The organism is Mumia sp. Pv4-285 (assembly GCF_041320275.1).
In the GTDB taxonomy this organism is placed as follows: domain Bacteria; phylum Actinomycetota; class Actinomycetes; order Propionibacteriales; family Nocardioidaceae; genus Mumia; species Mumia qirimensis.
This window is the reverse complement of record NZ_CP162023.1, coordinates 3,271,310-3,287,739: the sequence shown is the minus strand read 5'-3', so window position 1 is coordinate 3,287,739 and position 16,430 is coordinate 3,271,310. Positions and strand designations below refer to the sequence as shown.

The following is a 16,430-nucleotide window of genomic DNA, read 5'->3' as shown; positions in this document are numbered from 1 at the left end:
GTCGTAGTCCCGACACGAGTGCTAGGTGCCTAACGAATGACATCGCAGAGTCCCCCGACCGGCCTCCGAACGGAGGGGCTGACCTTCCGTGTGGGAGGAGCGAAGATCGTCGAAGACGTCTCGCTCGCAGTCCCGGCCGGCGAGTTCTTGGGCATCATCGGCCCGAACGGAGCAGGCAAGACGACCCTCCTGAACCTGCTCAGCGGAACCGTCCGCAGCACCAGCGGTCGCATCCTCCTCGGCGACACCGACATCACTCGTCTGGCCCCGCACAGGCGCGCCCGTCTCGGGTTGTCGCGGACGTTCCAGACCTCATACCTGCTGCTCGGGCTCAGTGCGCTCGAGAACGTGCGCCTCATGGCGCAGTCCCGCAACGTCAAGGGTGTTGGGCTGCTCCGGCTCCTGACTCCGAAGGACGCCACGACCGCCGAAGCACGCGAGGCGCTCGACCGCGTCGGACTCGGCGCCGCCGCGGGCCGCCCGGCCGGATCGCTGTCGCACGGTGACCGCCGCAAGCTCGAGCTCGCCATCGTCGTCGCCGCCCGGGCGCCGTACGTGCTCCTCGACGAGCCGATGGCCGGCGTCAACAGCGAGGACGTCGAGGGCCTCACCGAGCTGATCCGAGAGCTGCACCGCGAATCCGGCGCGACGTTCCTGATGGTCGAGCACCACCTCGAAGTCGTTCTCGGCCTCGCCGAGCGCGTCGCCGTCATGCACAAGGGCGAGCTCCTCGCCGTCGACGCGCCGGACACCGTCACGTCCGACGAGCGGGTCCAGACCGCGTACGTGGGAGAGCTGCTGTGATCGACACCTTGCTCCGGCTCGAGGACGTGCACGCCTCCATCGGCGTCTCGCACATCCTCCAAGGAGTGTCCTTCGACGTCCCCACCGGCGACGTCACGGTCATCATCGGCCGCAACGGCGTCGGCAAGACGACGACGCTTCGCGCCGTGCTCGGCCTCGTCGAGCGGAGCGGCGCCATCCACTACCGCGGTGAGCGCATCGACACGCTCGAGACGTCGCGAATCGCCCGTCAGGGCATCGCCTACGTCCCCGAGGACAGGGATGTGTTCGGCGACCTCACGGTGTCGGAGAACCTCGCGCTCGCCGAGCGGAAGGGCAGCGACCACCACTACGACCTGGTCTACGAGCTGTTCCCGGAGCTCGAGACCCGTGGCCGTCAGCTCGCGGGGACGCTCTCGGGCGGTCAGCAGCAGATGGTCTCGCTGGCCCGAGGGCTCCTGAACGACAACCCGCTCATGCTGATCGACGAGCCCACGAAGGGTCTGGCGCCCAAGGTCGTCGCCGAGGTCGTCGGCGCGCTCGAGCGGGTCAAGGGCCGCTCCACTGTGCTGATGGTCGAGCAGAACATCGCGGCGGCCCGCCGGCTCGCCGACCACGTCGTGATCATGGCGCAGGGACGTGTGGTCGCCCAGCACTCGCCCGAGGTGCTTGAGGACGACGCCACGATCCGCGAGGCGCTCGGCGTCGGCGGCACCAAGGGAGGCCGCTGATGGAAACCCTCCTCGTCCTGGCGTTCACCGGCCTGAGCGTCGGATCGCTGTACTTCCTGCTCGCGTCGGGTCTGAGCCTCGTCTTCGGGCTGATGAACGTCTTGAGCCTCGCGCACGCTGCGTTCCTGACGGTCTGTGCCTACGCCAGCTGGCTCGTGCTCAAGCAGGCAGCCGGCGACGAGCCCACGATGTGGCGGCTGTTGCTCGCGATCCTGGTCGCGACCGTCGTCGGCGGTCTGCTCGCCTTCGTCACGGAGGTGACACTCCTTCGTCCGCTCTACACCCGTGACCACTTCGACGCGGTGCTCGTCACCCTCGGGCTCGGCTTCGTGCTCACGGCGCTGCTCGGCGGGATCTGGGGACACCAGGAGCGGGTCATCCCGCTGCCGAAGTCCTTGACGTCGACCACGAACATCCTCGGCGCGAACATCACGAACGACCGCATCCTGATCGTGGGCGTGGCTGTGCTGATCTTCGTTGCGGTCATGCTGTTCCTGAAGCGGACCCGGCACGGCCTGATCGTCCGTGCAGGTGTCGACAACCGCGACATGGTGCGGGCGCTCGGCATCGATGTACGCCACTCATTCACCTTGGTGTTCGTGCTCGGCGGCCTGCTCGCCGGAGTCGGAGGCGCACTCAGCGGGATCTATCTGCGGGCCATCACCCCTGGTACGGGCGAGGCGTTCCTGATCTTCGCGTTCATCGTGCTCATCATCGGCGGGCTCGGCTCGGTCCCGGGCGCTTTCGTGGCCGCGTTGGGCATCGGCTTGATCCAGCAGTACTCGAACTACTACATCAGCGGCGGGGCCGGCGACGTGATCGCCGTTCTTCTGATGGCACTCACGGTTCTGATCCGACCGCAAGGTCTCTTCGGGCGAGAGGGGCGTGCGGTATGAGGGCGAGACGAGCGCGCGGTATGAGTCTCAAGCGGATCACCCCCTGGGCTGTCGTCGGCACGCTCCTCGTCGTGCTCGCCTGCATCCCCTTCATGAGCTTCACCACCGGCGGATTCCTGCCGTACGAGATCAACAGCCCCGGCAGCCTGCAGGTCCTGGCGCTCGTGCTCGTCACCGCAGCGCTCGCGGTGTCCTTCGACCTCGTGTTCGGCTACACCGGCCTCATCTCGTTCGGCCACGCCCTGTTCTTCACCCTCGGTGGCTACGGCTTCGTGATGGTCCTCGTCCACACCGATCTCGGGTTCGGCCCGGCCGTCCTGATCGGGTTGGGCGCCGCCACCCTCGGCGGGCTGCTCGTCAACTCCGTGGCGCTGCGGGTGGCAGCCCTGTCGTTCGCGATGGTCACGCTGGCCTTCGCCGAGGTCGTCGCGATCGGCATCGGCCGCAACTACTGGGGGACCGGAGGCGAGGAAGGCCTCGCCATCCCCTACGAGAAGATGCCCGAGCAGCTCATCGGCGTGCTCAACACCAAGAACATCTACTGGCTCGCCCTCGCGACACTGGTCGTCGTGATCGCCGTCGCTCTGTGGGCCACCTCCACGCGCCTGGGCAAGATGTGGCAGGCGATCCGCGAGAACGACCTGCGGGTCAACGTGATGGGCATCAACACCTATCTCTACAAGCTGATCGGCACGACGCTCAGCGCCCTCCTCGCCGGCATCTGCGGTATCGCCTACGTCATCGTGCTCGGCTCCGCCGTACCTCACATGTCAGGCCTGATGTTCTCGCTCAGCCTGATCGTGATGGTCGTGATCGGTGGTCGAGGTTGCATCTGGGGCGCAGCGCTGGGCGCGACGATCTACGTGCTTCTCGAGCAGCGGCTGCCGGTTCTCGCGTCCTCCGAAGGCGTGAAAGGCCTCCCCGAGGTCGTACGGATCCCGCTGTCCGAGCCGCAGCTGCTGCTGGGGGTCGCCTTCATCGCTCTCATCTACTTCTTGCCTGGCGGCATCGCCGGCATGTTCACCAAGCTCCGTACGCGGAGCGTGTCTCGATGAACCAGGAAGGTCCCATGGGCTACCGATACATCCAGTACTCGACCGAGGACGAGGGAACGATCGCCACGATCACCCTCGACCGGCCGCGTCAACGCAATGCGCAGCACCGGGGTCTGCTCGTCGAGCTCGGCGACGCTTTCGACCGGGCGGAGCAGGACGACACCGTGCGTGTCGTGATCCTCCGCGGTGCCGGCACCGCATTCTCCTCGGGGCACGACATGGGCAGCAAGGACATGCTCGCGGAGATGACGCCAGGACCCGACCTCCACCCGTCGTTCGAGATTCGCGGCGGCACCAAGGGGACGGTCGAGCGGACGTGGATGCAGGAGTGGCACTACTTCTTCCACAACACCCGCCGCTGGCGTGACCTTCGCAAGATCACGATCGCGTCGGTGCAGGGACCGGTCTACTCGGCTGGGCTGATGCTGATGTGGGCGTGCGACCTCATCGTCGCCGACGAGACGGCCGTGTTCGCCGACGTCGTCGGCACGCGGCTCGGGATGTGCGGTGTCGAGTACTTCGGGCACCCGTGGGAGTTCGGTCCCCGTCGAGCCAAGGAGCTGCTGCTCACCGGCGACTCGCTGTCGGTCGAAGAGGCCCATCGCCTCGGCATGGTCAGCAAGGTGTTCGCCGAGGGAGCCCTCGAGGGAAGCACTCTCGAGCTGGCCCGCAAGATCGCGAAGGTCGACAGCGCTGCCGCGCTCATGATCAAGGAGTCGGTCAACCAGACGCAGGACAACCAGGGCTTCTACAACTCCCTGCAGTCCGCGTTCACCCTTCACCAGCTCAACCACGCTCGGTGGGCCGTGGAGACCAACGGCGAGCTGCTCGTACGGCCTCCCGAGGCCGACGAATCCGCCACCTGGAACCGAGCCATCGACCGTACGAAGGCCTCCCCGAACGACGCCACAGGCGACGTGCGGGCGACCCCCACCACCTAGGAAGGCACAAGAAATGTTCACTCAGAAGCGCACGGGGCGCCTGCTGGTCACGGCCGCAGCAGCGTGCCTGGCACTGACCGCCTGCGGCGGCTCAGGATCGGACGACGACTCTGCTGGCGGCGACACCGTCAAGGTCGGGATCATCGTCTCCGAGACGGGCATCTTTGCGACCCAGGCCAAGGACTTCCAGAACGGCTTCAACGCCGCACTCGACCACCTGACCGACGGGACGATGGCCGTCGACGGTCACAAGATCGAGATCATGGTGGGCGACGACACGGGCGATGCGGCCGTCGGGTCGGCGAAGGCGAAGGAGTTCCTCGGCCAGGGCGCGACCATCCTCGCCGGCACCACCGACTCCGCCGTCGCTGTCGGTGTCGCCGAGCAGGCGGTCCAGAACAACGCCATGTTCATCGGCGGCACGGCCGGCACGACGGCGTTCGTCGGGATGGACAAGAAGGTCTTCGGCACCGCCGGATCGTCCCCCGCCGGTCAGATGATCATCCCCGAGATCATGGGCGGCAACGTCGACGGCAAGACGCTCGTCACCATCGACCAGGACTATGCCTTCGGGCAGACGATGGCCGCGGCGATGAAGGCACAGCTGGAGCCGATGGGCGTGAACGTCGCCTCGTACCTGCTGCCCGTCAGCACCACGGACTTCACGCCCACGATGCTGAAGGTCGAGAAGGACGCACCGGACTACATCACGACGACATGGGCCGGCAAGGGCTTCAACCAGCTGCTCGGCTCGCTCGACAGCCAGGGACTGCTGGAGAACGCCGAGTTCTTCAAGCCCCTGCTGCTCAAGGAGGGCTGGGCACCAGTCGGCGAGGCGCTCGGTGACAGCGTCGCGAGCTCCACGTTCTACCTCTCGTACTTCGCGGGAGCCACGGACAACGAGGCCGACAAGGCGCTCCAGGTCTACTCCGAGGCCAACGACCACGCCATCGAGTACGACGACGCCGTCGGCTGGCACGCCGGTGCGATGGTCGTCCAGGCGATCAAGGAGGGCGGCACGGACACCGAGGCCATGGCCGAGGCGCTCCAGGGCTACTCGTTCGAAGGACCTGCAGGGACCGTGACGATCCGCGCCGAGGACAACCAGGTCACCGTGCCGCAGTTCACCGTGCGGCTCGTCAAGCAGGGTGACGAGTGGGTCGCCGAGCCGATCGAGGCGTTCACGGCGGAGCAGCTCGAGCCGCCGGTGGTCAACCCGCTGAAGTAGGCAGGCCGCACGCGACGAGGGGTGCAGTGGTCCGGATCTCGGACCACTGCAACCCCTCGTGTGTCTTGGCGGGCCGCTTCAGCCGGGAAGGGTCACGACGACGGTCCCGGGACCGACGGTGACGGTGTCCTCGACGAGCGTGCGCATCTCGATCTCGACGATGCCGGTGGCGCCGTCACGGTGCTTGCCGATCACCCTCCCCTCGACCCGGGCAACGGAACCGACCAGGGTGAACCGGCGCATCCGGAAGTCACGCAGGGCACGGATGGTCCCTGCCGAGCCGATCCAGTCGCGTACGACGCGTTCCCACATGCCTTGCAGGAGGATCGCGCTCGCGTACATCGAGGGCGCCCCGGTCGCCCGGGCGTACTCGTCGTTGTGGTGGATCGCGGTGTAGTCCCGCGTCGCCCCGGCGGCGAGCACCAGCCTGTGGACGGGTAGCGGGTACGAGGCGCCGGGCAGGACGTCGCCGACGGCCACCTCGTCGTACGTCCGTTGGTCCGCCTCACACACGCTCTGCCTCCTCCGGCTCCGGGTGCGGGTCGTAGAGATAGATCTCGCCGGTCATCCGGCAGACGCGTTCACCGGACTCCGCCACCACGTCCCGCTCGAACCGCACGAACGCTCCGCGACCGACCCGAGTCTCCTTCGGTGTGCACGCGAGGAGCCGGCGTGGTCCCGCTGCGACGCGATCACCGATGTGGAGTGGCCGGTCGAACTCGAGCGAGATGCCGCTCCCGAACATGCTGCTGGTCGGCGGTGCGCCGGGAACGACGTCGTCGCCGATCGGGCTCCAGCTCGGCTGGGCGTCCCGGTCGGCCTCGTCGGGATAGAGCTCCCCGCCGCCAGGCGTCCACGCCCGGGGAAGCAGGAAGGTCCACACCGAGGTGTACGGGGCGACGATGTCTGGATGGCCGTGCTGTCGCGCGGTGTCGGGGTCGGTGTGCAGAGCCGAGTCGAGCTCGAGCGGTTCGACGAAGCGCCGGACCGCGCCACGCTCCACCGTCTCAGGTCCGAAGCGGAGCTCGTCGTCGTCGAGCAGCTGACCGACCTTGTCCATCAGCGGCTGCCAGGCGCGCTTCCAGTCGTCGTCCATCGGCTCAGTACGACTTCGGCAGGCCGAGGACGTGCTCGCTCATGTAGTTGAGGACCATCTCCTGGCTGACGGGTGCGATCCGCATGAGCCGCGACTCGCGGAAGTAGCGCTCGACGTGGTACTCCCGGGCGTACCCGAACCCGCCGTGGGTCTGAAGCGCGGCGTCGGCGGCCTGGAACCCGGCGTCGGCGCACAGGAACTTCGCGGTGTTGGCCTCGCGTCCGCAGGGCTCGCCCCGGTCGTACTTCTCCGCCGCGATCCGCGCCATCGCCTCGGCCGCATCGAGGCGCATGGTGGCCTCCGCGAGCGGGAAGGCGATGCCCTGGTTCTGGCCGATCGGCCGATCGAAGACGATGCGTTCCTTGGAGTACGCGACCGCCTTGCGAAGGGCGGCACGACCGATGCCGAGGGCCTCGTTCGCGAGCAGGATGCGCTCAGGGTTGATGCCGTCGAGGAGATAGCGGAAACCCTTGCCCTCTTCGCCGATCAGCGCAGAGCCGGGTACGCGCAGGTCGTCGATGAACAGCTCGTACGACGAGACCGCGTTGCGTCCCATCTTCGGGATGGCGCGCATCTCAACCTTGTCGCTGTCCAGGTCGACGACGAACATCGAGAGCCCGTCGGTCGGGCGGCCGCCCTCCGGAGCGGGGCTCGTCCGCACCAGCATGACGGCCTTCTCGGACTGCGCCGCCTTGGTGATCCAGACCTTGCGTCCGTTGATGACGTAGTCGGTCCCGTCCTTGCGTGCCTGGGTGCGGATCCGGCTGGTGTCCGACCCGGCATCAGGCTCGGTGATCGCGAAGCAGACGTGCAGGCTCCCGTCCGCGGCGCGGGGGAGAAGCTCCTGGCACAGTGCGTCACCACCGTGCTTCGCGACCAGGTTGAGCCCGAAGATCGTGAGGTGGAAGGGGCTGCAGCCGTTCATGCCGGCGCCGGAGGCAGCGATCTCGTACAGCAGAGCGGCCGCGGAGGAGATTCCCATCCCCGCCCCGCCGTACTGGGTCGGGATCGCGATGCCGAGCCAGCCGGCGTCGGCGAACGCGTTGTAGAACTCCCAGGGGAACTCGCTCGCCTCGTCGAGCTTGGCCCAGTAGCCGTCGTCGAAGCGGCCGGCCAGGTCGCGGACGGCGGAGCGGATCTCCGCCTCGCTCGGCAGGTCGTCTCCCGGCTCGACGGCGCTCACACGAGCCACCGCCCGCCGTCGACATAGAGGACCTGGCCGGTCACGAAGCTGGAAGGCTCGCTGGCGAAGAAGAGCACCGCGTTGGCGATGTCCTCGGGCTGGCCGACCCGGCGCAGCGGCATGCGGGCGGCGTACTCGGCGAGGCGTTCTTCGAGGGGCACGCCCACGCGCTCGGCGACGGCTCGCGTCATCTCGGTGTCGATGTAGCCGGGGGCGACGCAGTTGGACGTGATGCCCATCGGCCCGAGCTCGAGGGCGACCGTCTTGGTGAAGCCCTGCAACCCCATCTTGGCGGCGGAGTAGTTCGCCTGGCCGCGGTTGCCCAGCGCGGCCGTGGACGAGAGGTTGATGATGCGCCCGTACTTCTGCTCGACCATCGAGCGCTGCGCGGCTCGGGTCATGGCGAAGGTTCCCCGCAGGTGCACCTGCATGACGGTGTCCCAGTCCTCGTCGGTCATCTTGAAGAGGAGGTTGTCGCGGGTGATTCCGGCGTTGTTCACCAGGATGTGCACGGAACCGAAGGCGTCGACGACGCGAGCAACCGCGCCCTCGACCTGGTCGCTGTCGCCGACGTCGGCTCCGAGGCCGATGGCGTCACCGCCGGCTGCACGGATCTCGTCGACGACAGGAGTCGTACGCTCCTCGTCGAGGTCGAGCACGGCGACGCGCGCTCCCTCGGCCGCGAGGTCCTTCGCGATCCGTGCGCCGAGTCCGCGCGCTGCTCCGGTGACGACGGCGACCCGGTCCTGGAATCTCGTCATGACGTCCTCTCGCATTAATTTTGATGTCGGAGTCGAAAATAGGCGCGAGCGACCCTCGGGTCAAGAAGGGCGAGGAGTCTGCTCGAGCAAGGCGGACTTCTGGACCTTGCCGGTCGCGTTGAGGGGCAGCTCATCGATGATGCGGACCTGGCGGGGAACCTTGTAGTTCGCCATGTTGTTTCGCGACCACGCGATCACGTCTGCCTCGTCGACGGGTTCGGAGGCGACGACGAATGCCATCCCGACCTCACCCATCCGCTCGTCCGGGATGCCCACGACGGCCACGTTGGTGATGGACGGGTGTCGCATGAGTATCGACTCGATCTCCGCGGGATAGGCGTTGAAACCGCCGACGATGAACATCTCCTTCGTGCGACCGACGATCGTCAGGTATCCGTCCTTGTCGAAGCGACCCAGGTCGCCGGTCCGCAGCCAACCGTCGTCAGAGAGTACGGCCGCCGTGGTCTCGGGATCATCGAGGTAGGCACTCATCACCGAGGGGCCGCGCAGGAGGATCTGGCCGACCTTGCCAGCGGGCACCGGTGCGTCGAACTCGTCGGCGACACGGATCTCGAAGCCGGGACGGGCCTTGCCGACAGTGGTGGCGATCTTCTCCGGGGTGTCGTCGCGCGAGGTGCTCGCGGCGGTGCCTGCCTCCGTGAGTCCGTAGCCGGAGACCACGTAGTCGAACGGCAGCTCGGCATAGATCCGCCGGATGAGCTCGACCGGGATGTCGGCCGCGCCGGTCACCGCGACCCGGAGGGTCGACAGGTCGAACGCCGAGCGTTCTGGGTGCTCGAGAATCGACCCGTACAGCGTCGGTGCTCCGGGGAATACCGTGATCTGCTCACGCTCGACGGCCCGAAGCGATGCCGCCACGTCGAACACCGGGACGGGCAGCATGCACGCGCCGACCGAGGTGCTGGCGAGGATGCCGGCCTTGAGCCCGAACATGTGGAAGTACGGGTTGACCATGAGATAGCGGTCGTCCTCGCTCAACCCGGTCATCACAGCCCAGTCCTGGGCGACCGCGAGCGTCTGGGACTGAGTGGCGATGACGCCCTTGGGTGTCCCGGTCGTCCCCGACGTGAAGAGCATGTCCGCTGGGTCGTCCGGTCCGATCAGCGTGCGGCGGCGATCGACCTCGTCGAAGTCGGCGTCGGTCGCCCTGTCGAGAAAGTCCGCCCATGACACCGACGGCGCAGTTGCCGGGCCGCGTGCGGCGACGATGGTCCGCAGGTCCGGGAGGTCCTCCTCCGTGGACTCGAGCATCTCGACGTAGTCGGTGCCGAGGAAGTCGGTCACGGCGATGAGGACTCCGACGCGGCCACGACGCAGGAGCTCGGATGCCTCGAGACCCTTGAAGCGGGTGTTGATCGGGATCAGCGTCGCGCCCGCCTGGTGGATCCCGAGCACGGCGATGATCCACTCGGCGGAGTTGAACGCCCAGATCGACACCCGGTCTCCACGCTCGACGCCGTCGGCGACAAGGGCCGCGGCGAAGCGCCGCGACTCCTCGAAGAGGTCGGTGTAGGACATCGTGCGGTCACCGTCGACCACGGCGACCCGATCGGCGTGCGCGTGTGCTGAGGCGCGCAGCATCTCGGCGATGCTCGGCCATCCGCCTTCGGGTTCAGACATTCGGGATCTCCTCGCTCGAGATATTTGACTTCGACGTCAATATAGACTTACATGAGGGTCCTTCGGAAGGTGTGACGCCGAATCAGCGACACGCCGGTAGGAAATCGACGGAGGTGCATGTGGACGTACGGCTCTCGCCTGAGCAGGTCGCCCTCAAAGAGACTGCTCGCAAGCTTGCTCAGACGCTGTGCCCGGGCAACGTCAGCGACCTCGATGACACGGAGCGCGCAGCCAAGCTCGATGCTGCGGTGACGTCGTCGGGCTGGCGTCAGCTGCGACTTCCCGACGATGAGCCAGGCACGCCCCTGGCGTCGGGCGTCGAAGCCGCGATCGTGGCCGAAGAGCTCGCCCGCGCGCTGGCTGACACCTCCTATCTCGGACCGTTGCTCGCCGGCGACCTCGCGCGTCGCGCTGGCCTTGAGGACGTCGATGCCACCACCTTCGCACTCACCTCCGACCTTGCTCATCTGGCTCGCGTCCCCACGAGCGACGCCGCCGAGACTGTCGCCGTCGACGCCGGCGGCAGTGCGAGCGCGCTCGTCCTCGAGCCGAGCAGGAACGGGTACGAGCTGCGTACGGTCGAGCTACGGCCGAGCGTGATCCGCACCGACCTCACCCGCCCCCTCGCCGGCGTCGCGACCGCCCCCGTGCCCGTCGAGGGCGCGGCCGAGCTGAGTGAGGACGACGTGACGGCGTGGACCGCGCTGGCGCTCGCGATGCTCTCGGCCGATCTCGTCGGCGTCATGCGCGGAGCGGTCGAGCTGGCGCGTGACTACGCGCTGGTGCGCGAGCAGTACGGCACCACGATCGGTTCGTTCCAGGCCGTACAGCACCTGATCGCTGAAGCGCACGTCGCGGCTGAAGGGTCGTACAGTCTTGCGCTGCACGCAGCCTGGGCCGCCGACGTGCTCACTCCACGCGAGGCGCTGCTCGCGGCGCGGCATGCCAAGGCATTCAGTAGCCGCGCTGCCCTGACGGTGTGCGAGACCGCGATCCAGGTGCACGGTGGGATCGGCAACACATGGGAGTGCATGGCGCACGTGTACCTGCGCCGCGGCCTGCACTCCAGCGACATCCTGGGTGGAGCCGGCGCAAGCCTGGCGTTCGTGCTCGCCCAGCACGGACTCAAGGGTGGTGACGATGGACTACGGTGACTCGCCCGCAGAGGCGCAGTTCCGATCGGGGCTGCGCGCGTGGCTGGCTGAGAACAACCCTGGGCTGCCGGCCTCATCGACGTCTGACGAGTACTGGGCCGGCCAGGCTCCCTGGCACCGCGCGTTGTACGACGCCGGATACTTCGGCATCTCGTGGCCGGAGTCGGTCGGCGGACGGGGCCTGCCCTCGGTCTACGACGTCATCCTCGACGAGGAGCTCGCGGCCGCCGGGGCGCCGCCGCGGCCGAGCGTCGGCTACCTCGTACAGGGCATCTTGCGCCACGCAGGCGATGACGTCCGCCAACGCTTCCTTCCGGGGATCGTGAGCGGGCGCGAGCGGTGGTGCCAAGGCTTTAGCGAACCCGATGCCGGCTCTGACCTCGCTGTCCTGCGCACGCGCGCCGACCGTGACGGCGACGACTACGTGATCAACGGGCACAAGGTCTGGACGAGCTACTCGGATCAGGCCGACTGGTGTCTCGTCCTGGCGCGTACGGACCAGGACGCCCCGAAGCACAAGGGAATCTCCGCCTTTGCCGTCCGCATGGACCAGCCCGGCGTCCAGCAGCGGCCGCTGCGGATGATCAACGGGATCACGCGTGAGTTCGGCGAAGTGACCTTCGACGGAGCCCGCGCCCGCGCGGTCGACATGGTCGGCGAGCCGGGGGAGGGGTGGCGCCTGGCGATGACCGTCGTCAGCCACGAGCGCGAGCCCGGCGAGCTGGGTTTCGTGTCGCGCTACGCGAAGGCTGTCAAGGAGCTTGCGCAGCTCGCGCGCGAAGACCGAGCGGCGTACACCGAGGAAGATCTCCACACCCTCGGCTGGGCACTCGTCGGCACCGAGATGCTCCGGCTCCACGTCCGCCGTCGTCTCTCCGACCGGCTCGACGGGATCACCCACGGCCCCGAGGGGTCGGTCGACAAGGTCCTCATGACCCAGGTCGAGCAGCAGGTCGCCCACGCCGCGCTCAAGGCCAGCCGCGTGCATCCCGACCACGAGGAAGACACGTGGATGAAGATGTACCTCTACAGCCGTGCGCAGAGCGTCATGGGCGGCACTGCCCAGATCCAACGCAACCTGATCGCGACCCGGATCCTCGGCCTGCCGCCCTCGTAGCCCCGCCCCGTCCCCGTTTTGTGCAATCCCGACAGGTTTCCTCGGTGCGATTCCTGCCACAAGTGCACAAAACGGGGACGCGGCAGTCCGCTAGAGCGGGAGGTCCATCGGCACCCGCCGCGCGTCGAGGGCGGTCTGCCCGATCTCCTGGGTGATGGCGGTGCGCGAGCCGAGCAGTCGGTCGAGCAGCAGAGTACGGCGGAAGTAGTGGTGGAACCGGTGCTCGGACGTGAAGCCGATCCCCGCGAGGACCTGCTGAGCGTGCTTCGCTGCCGTACGAGCGGCGTCTCCAGCGAGTGCCTTCGCCATCGCGGCGTGCGCCGACGGCAGGGTGCCCGCGCTGCCGCCATCTGGGCCGTCACCGATCATGACGTCGCAGCACGCCGCCGCCGCAGCCGAGGCACCTTCGAGGGCGATGAAGGAGTCGACGAGCCGGTGGCGAACGGCCTGAAAGGACCCGATCGTACGGCCGAACTGCACCCGGGACGTGGCGTGCTCGATCGCGAGCTCGAGCATGCCGCGTCCGACTCCGACGAGCTCGCATGCGACGCTGACCTGCCCGAACGCCAGGGCACGTGCCCAGTCCACACTGGGCCCGTCCTCGAGATCCCCGGTCGCGACCTCGGCCGTGACGCTGAACAGACGCGCATCGGCGTCGACACCCAGGATCGGCTCGACCGTGAGCAGCTCGGTCGGGACACGCACGACGCGACAGCCGGTCGGGTCCCCGACGGCGACGGCAACGCGCGTGGCAGCGAGGATGCGCGCGGTCGCGACGCCGGCGACCGTCACACCCTCGTCTGACGCCGTCGTCGGAGGCTGCTGGCTCCCGAGGCGAGGGAGGAGGACAGCGTCCGGCGCTGCGTCGAGGCCCAGCGCGCCTGCGACGACGTCATCGATCGCGCCCGAGGTGGCGCATGCGCGGCCCTGAGCCCCCAGCACGATGCTGATCGCCGGCCCACCCCAGGCAGCCAGCGCATCGCGCCAGCCGATCGCCTCGAGCCCGTCGTCGGGCAGGGTGTCCGTACGGTCGAAGACCTTGCGGACAGTCTCGGCGAACTGCTCGCGCTCGCTCTGCTCCATCACGACTCCTCTCCGAGGCCCAGCACGCGCCGGGCAAGAACGTTGCGCTGGATCTCGGACGTACCCCCGTAGATCGTCGCCGCGCGCGAGTAGAGGAACTCCGAGCGCCAGCGGCGACTCGCCGGGTCCTCGCCGGCGACGACCCGATCGGCGAGACCGTCAGCCACCAGGTCGTAGACGGCCTGTTCGGTCAGTCCGAGGAGGAGCTTGTCGACGGAAGTCTCGGCACCGAGCCGATCACCGGCGCTGATCCTGTACTGCGTACCGCGCGAGACGGCGCGCAGGGCGAACAGCTTCATCGCCACCTCACCCACAGAGCGAGGGTCGAGCGCGTCAGGCTCGGCGTCGCCCAGCAGGTCTACGAAACGCCGGTGTACGAAGGCGCCGCGGTGCCACAAGGCAGTGCTCCGCTCGTACGGCAGCAGGTCCATCGCGACCGCCCAGCCGCCTCCGACCTCACCGAGGCGGCGGGCGTCGGGGACCAGGACGTCCTCGAAGAAGACCTCGCAGAACTCGTCGACGCCGTGCTGCGTCTCGATCGGCCGTACGGTGATCCCGGGCGTGTCCATGTCGACGAACAGCGCCGTGATGCCGCGGTGCGCCGACTCACGGGTGCCCGTACGAGTCAGGAGCACGCAGCGATCGGACAGCTGGGCGTGACTCGTCCACACCTTCTGGCCGTTGACCAACCAGCCGTCGTCGGTCTGGACTGCCTTGCACGACAGGGCAGCGAGATTGCTGCCGGTGCCCGGCTCCGAGAATCCCTGGCACCAGTGCTCCGCCCCGCTGAGCAGGAGCGGGACGACCTCGGCTGCAAGGCCCGGCGAGGCGAAGTCGATCATCGTCGGCGCGAGCACCTCCGTCATGGACCAGCCGCCGGGCTGCACGAATCCCTCCGCGGTCAGCCGCTCGCCGAGCAGCGCCCGATAGATCGGGGCGCCACCCAGACCGCCCACCCGCTCCGGCCAGCCGTAGCGACCGAAGTCGGCGTCGTACGCGAGCTTCTTGACGATCGCGAGGTGCGCGAGCTGGCCGGCCAACGTGCCTTCCCCGGCCTCGACCGGTGTCAGCTGTGCACGGTTCGTCTCGATCCAGGCGTCGAGGTCGGTACGGAACGTCAGCAGGTCCACGGTCGGGCGCCGCTCAGCTCGCGGAGCTGGTCGGTGCCGGCCGCAGCGGGTCGTGCGCCTTCCCGGAGTTCTGCGAGCCGTCGCGGCGCAGGAACGTCATCGCACGGGTCTGCAGCCGCCAACCGTCTGTCGTCCGGGTGTAGGTGTCGGTGTAGTAGCCGATCCGCATCGCGTGGTCGGTCTGCGCGACGAACGACAGCGTCTGTACGCCGGTGGCGGTGTCGCCGTCGATCTCGAGGAGAGGGATGCCCGTGGTGTAGTGGCCGCGCGGCGCTGCGTCCATGAGAAGGGGGAAGTCCGTCGTGTCGTAGATGTCTCCGAAGGCGCTGTACGTTCCGCCGGGGGCGAAGACGCCGACGACACCCTCGACATCGTGCTGGGTCATGCGGACTGCGTAGCGGGCCAGCAGCTGCTGGATCTCGATGACGTCCGCGATGGTGTTGCTGTCCATGCTCACCTCTGTGCTCGGGGTTGGTCAGATTCCTAGCGACTTCGCGATGATCGTGCGCATGACCTCACTGGTGCCGCCGTAGATGCGGGTGACGCGCGCGTCGGCGTACAACCGCGAGATCGGGTACTCGGCCATGTAGCCGTAGCCGCCGAACAGCTGGAGGCACCGATCGATCGCGCGACCCTGCACCTCCGTCGCGAAGAGCTTGATCTTCGCTGCGTCGACCGGCGACAGGCGCCCCTCGTCCAGCTCGGCGACGCCGTGGTCGACCATCAGCTGAGCGGCGTCGAGCTCAGTCGTCACCGACGCCAGCTCGAAACGGGTGTTCTGGAACTCGGCGATGCGCTTGCCGAAGGCCCTCCGGTCCTGGACGTAGGCCTTGGCGAGCTCGACCGCGGCCTTCGCGTTGGCCACAGCCGTCACGGCGATGCCGAGCCGCTCCTTGGGAAGGTTGTTGCCCAGGTGCTCGAACGCGCGGCCTTCCTCACCGAGGAGGTTCGTGACCGGGACGCGTACGCCGTCGAAGAAGAGCTCAGCGGTGTCCTGGACGTGCATGCCCAGCTTCTTCATCGGGCCGCTGCGGGTGAATCCGTCCATGCCGGACTCGACGACGAGGAGCGAGAGGCCCTGGCGAGGGTTCTCCTCGTCGGAGGTGCGTGCGACCACGATCGTGAGATCGGCCAGCATGCCGCCGGTGATGAAGGTTTTCGCCCCGTCGAGGACATACGCGTCGCCGTCGCGGCGGGCGCGCGTGCGGATCGCCGACAGGTCGGATCCGGCGCCGGGCTCGGTCATCGCCACGGCGGTCAGGAGATGCCCCGCGGCGAGGCCGGGGAACCACCTCTGCCGCTGCTCGTCGTTCGCGTACGCCAGGAAGTACGGCAGGACGACGTCGAGGTGGCACCGCAACGGGCCGGTGGCGACGAGTGCCGCCGAGACTTCCTCGCTCAGCACCGCGCCGAAGCGATAGCTCGCCTCGCCGGCGCCGCCGTACTGCTCCGGGATCGTGAGTCCCATCACCCCGAGCTCGCCGAGCCGCTCGAAGAACGAGCGAGGAACGAGGCCCTCGTCCTCCCAGTCGGCGTAGACGGGCACGACCTCGTCCTGGAGGAACTTGCGCACCATCAGGCGGAAGTCCTCGTGCTCCTGGTCGTAGAGCGTTCTGCGCATGCGTGTGATG

17 protein-coding genes are annotated in these 16,430 nt (G+C 68.1%); 8 read left to right on the top strand and 9 right to left on the bottom strand.

All coding sequences use genetic code 11. The features are described from left to right. Nucleotides 1-36: 36 nt before the first annotated feature. The 6 genes from AB3M34_RS15835 to AB3M34_RS15810 are packed head-to-tail and all read left to right on the top strand — an operon-like array spanning nucleotide 37 to nucleotide 5,634. Nucleotides 37-804, top strand: coding sequence for an ABC transporter ATP-binding protein (locus tag AB3M34_RS15835; protein ID WP_370615334.1), 768 nt, complete (start codon nucleotides 37-39; stop codon nucleotides 802-804). Continuing rightward, nucleotides 801-1,514: an ABC transporter ATP-binding protein gene (locus AB3M34_RS15830; RefSeq protein WP_370615332.1), complete on the top strand. Its 714-nt coding sequence runs from the start codon at nucleotides 801-803 to the stop codon at nucleotides 1,512-1,514. The genes AB3M34_RS15835 and AB3M34_RS15830 overlap by 4 nt, the downstream gene beginning before the upstream one ends. Next, a complete protein-coding gene (locus tag AB3M34_RS15825) occupies nucleotides 1,514-2,410 on the top strand; it encodes a branched-chain amino acid ABC transporter permease (protein WP_370615330.1) in 897 nt (298 codons plus the stop codon). The genes AB3M34_RS15830 and AB3M34_RS15825 overlap by 1 nt, the downstream gene beginning before the upstream one ends. A gap of 20 nt (nucleotides 2,411-2,430) precedes the next feature. Beyond that, nucleotides 2,431-3,465, top strand: coding sequence for a branched-chain amino acid ABC transporter permease (locus tag AB3M34_RS15820; RefSeq protein WP_370615328.1), 1,035 nt, complete (start codon nucleotides 2,431-2,433; stop codon nucleotides 3,463-3,465). After that, nucleotides 3,462-4,406: an enoyl-CoA hydratase gene (locus AB3M34_RS15815; RefSeq protein WP_370615326.1), complete on the top strand. Its 945-nt coding sequence runs from the start codon at nucleotides 3,462-3,464 to the stop codon at nucleotides 4,404-4,406. Before AB3M34_RS15820 ends, AB3M34_RS15815 begins: the two co-directional genes overlap by 4 nt. Nucleotides 4,407-4,419: 13 nt before the next feature. Then, nucleotides 4,420-5,634 carry an ABC transporter substrate-binding protein gene (locus tag AB3M34_RS15810; RefSeq protein WP_370615324.1) on the top strand — a complete coding sequence of 405 codons (1,215 nt, stop codon included), beginning with the start codon at nucleotides 4,420-4,422 and terminating at the stop codon, nucleotides 5,632-5,634. A 78-nt stretch (nucleotides 5,635-5,712) separates the two neighbouring features. Here the strand turns inward: AB3M34_RS15810 and AB3M34_RS15805 are convergent, their stop codons facing one another. Genes AB3M34_RS15805 through AB3M34_RS15785 form a run of 5 tightly spaced genes read right to left on the bottom strand, consistent with a single transcriptional unit; the run spans nucleotide 5,713 to nucleotide 10,315 of the window. Next, complete coding sequence (locus AB3M34_RS15805; RefSeq protein WP_370615323.1) at nucleotides 5,713-6,147, bottom strand: hypothetical protein; 435 nt, start codon at nucleotides 6,145-6,147, stop codon at nucleotides 5,713-5,715. Further along, entirely contained in the window at nucleotides 6,140-6,730 is a 591-nt protein-coding gene (locus AB3M34_RS15800; protein WP_370615321.1) for an FAS1-like dehydratase domain-containing protein, read from the bottom strand. The genes AB3M34_RS15805 and AB3M34_RS15800 overlap by 8 nt, the downstream gene beginning before the upstream one ends. 4 nt (nucleotides 6,731-6,734) lie before the next feature. Then, on the bottom strand, nucleotides 6,735-7,913 hold the full coding sequence (locus tag AB3M34_RS15795; protein ID WP_370615319.1) for an acyl-CoA dehydrogenase family protein: 1,179 nt from the start codon (nucleotides 7,911-7,913) through the stop codon (nucleotides 6,735-6,737). Next, nucleotides 7,910-8,674, bottom strand: coding sequence for a beta-ketoacyl-ACP reductase (locus AB3M34_RS15790; RefSeq protein WP_370615317.1), 765 nt, complete (start codon nucleotides 8,672-8,674; stop codon nucleotides 7,910-7,912). Before AB3M34_RS15790 ends, AB3M34_RS15795 begins: the two co-directional genes overlap by 4 nt. 60 nt (nucleotides 8,675-8,734) lie before the next feature. Then, nucleotides 8,735-10,315, bottom strand: a complete 1,581-nt coding sequence (locus tag AB3M34_RS15785; protein ID WP_370615316.1) for an AMP-binding protein — start codon at nucleotides 10,313-10,315, stop codon at nucleotides 8,735-8,737. A gap of 119 nt (nucleotides 10,316-10,434) precedes the next feature. On the opposite strand from AB3M34_RS15785, the gene AB3M34_RS15780 reads away from it, so the two are divergent. After that, complete coding sequence (locus AB3M34_RS15780; protein WP_370615314.1) at nucleotides 10,435-11,469, top strand: acyl-CoA dehydrogenase family protein; 1,035 nt, start codon at nucleotides 10,435-10,437, stop codon at nucleotides 11,467-11,469. Continuing rightward, a complete protein-coding gene (locus AB3M34_RS15775) occupies nucleotides 11,456-12,586 on the top strand; it encodes an acyl-CoA dehydrogenase family protein (RefSeq protein WP_370615312.1) in 1,131 nt (376 codons plus the stop codon). The genes AB3M34_RS15780 and AB3M34_RS15775 overlap by 14 nt, the downstream gene beginning before the upstream one ends. A 90-nt stretch (nucleotides 12,587-12,676) precedes the next feature. On the opposite strand, the gene AB3M34_RS15770 is transcribed toward AB3M34_RS15775, so the two are convergent. From AB3M34_RS15770 to AB3M34_RS15755, 4 genes are read right to left on the bottom strand one after another with little or no spacing between them, the layout of a single operon-like run. Beyond that, nucleotides 12,677-13,669 (bottom strand): acyl-CoA dehydrogenase family protein, encoded by a 993-nt coding sequence (locus tag AB3M34_RS15770; RefSeq protein ID WP_370615311.1) that lies wholly within the window; start codon nucleotides 13,667-13,669, stop codon nucleotides 12,677-12,679. Beyond that, on the bottom strand, nucleotides 13,669-14,799 hold the full coding sequence (locus AB3M34_RS15765; RefSeq protein ID WP_370615310.1) for an acyl-CoA dehydrogenase family protein: 1,131 nt from the start codon (nucleotides 14,797-14,799) through the stop codon (nucleotides 13,669-13,671). The genes AB3M34_RS15770 and AB3M34_RS15765 overlap by 1 nt, the downstream gene beginning before the upstream one ends. A gap of 13 nt (nucleotides 14,800-14,812) precedes the next feature. Further along, on the bottom strand, nucleotides 14,813-15,250 hold the full coding sequence (locus AB3M34_RS15760) for a nuclear transport factor 2 family protein (RefSeq protein ID WP_370615308.1): 438 nt from the start codon (nucleotides 15,248-15,250) through the stop codon (nucleotides 14,813-14,815). Between the two features lie 24 nt (nucleotides 15,251-15,274). After that, nucleotides 15,275-16,420, bottom strand: a complete 1,146-nt coding sequence (locus AB3M34_RS15755) for an acyl-CoA dehydrogenase family protein (protein WP_370615306.1) — start codon at nucleotides 16,418-16,420, stop codon at nucleotides 15,275-15,277. Nucleotides 16,421-16,430: the final 10 nt, after the last annotated feature.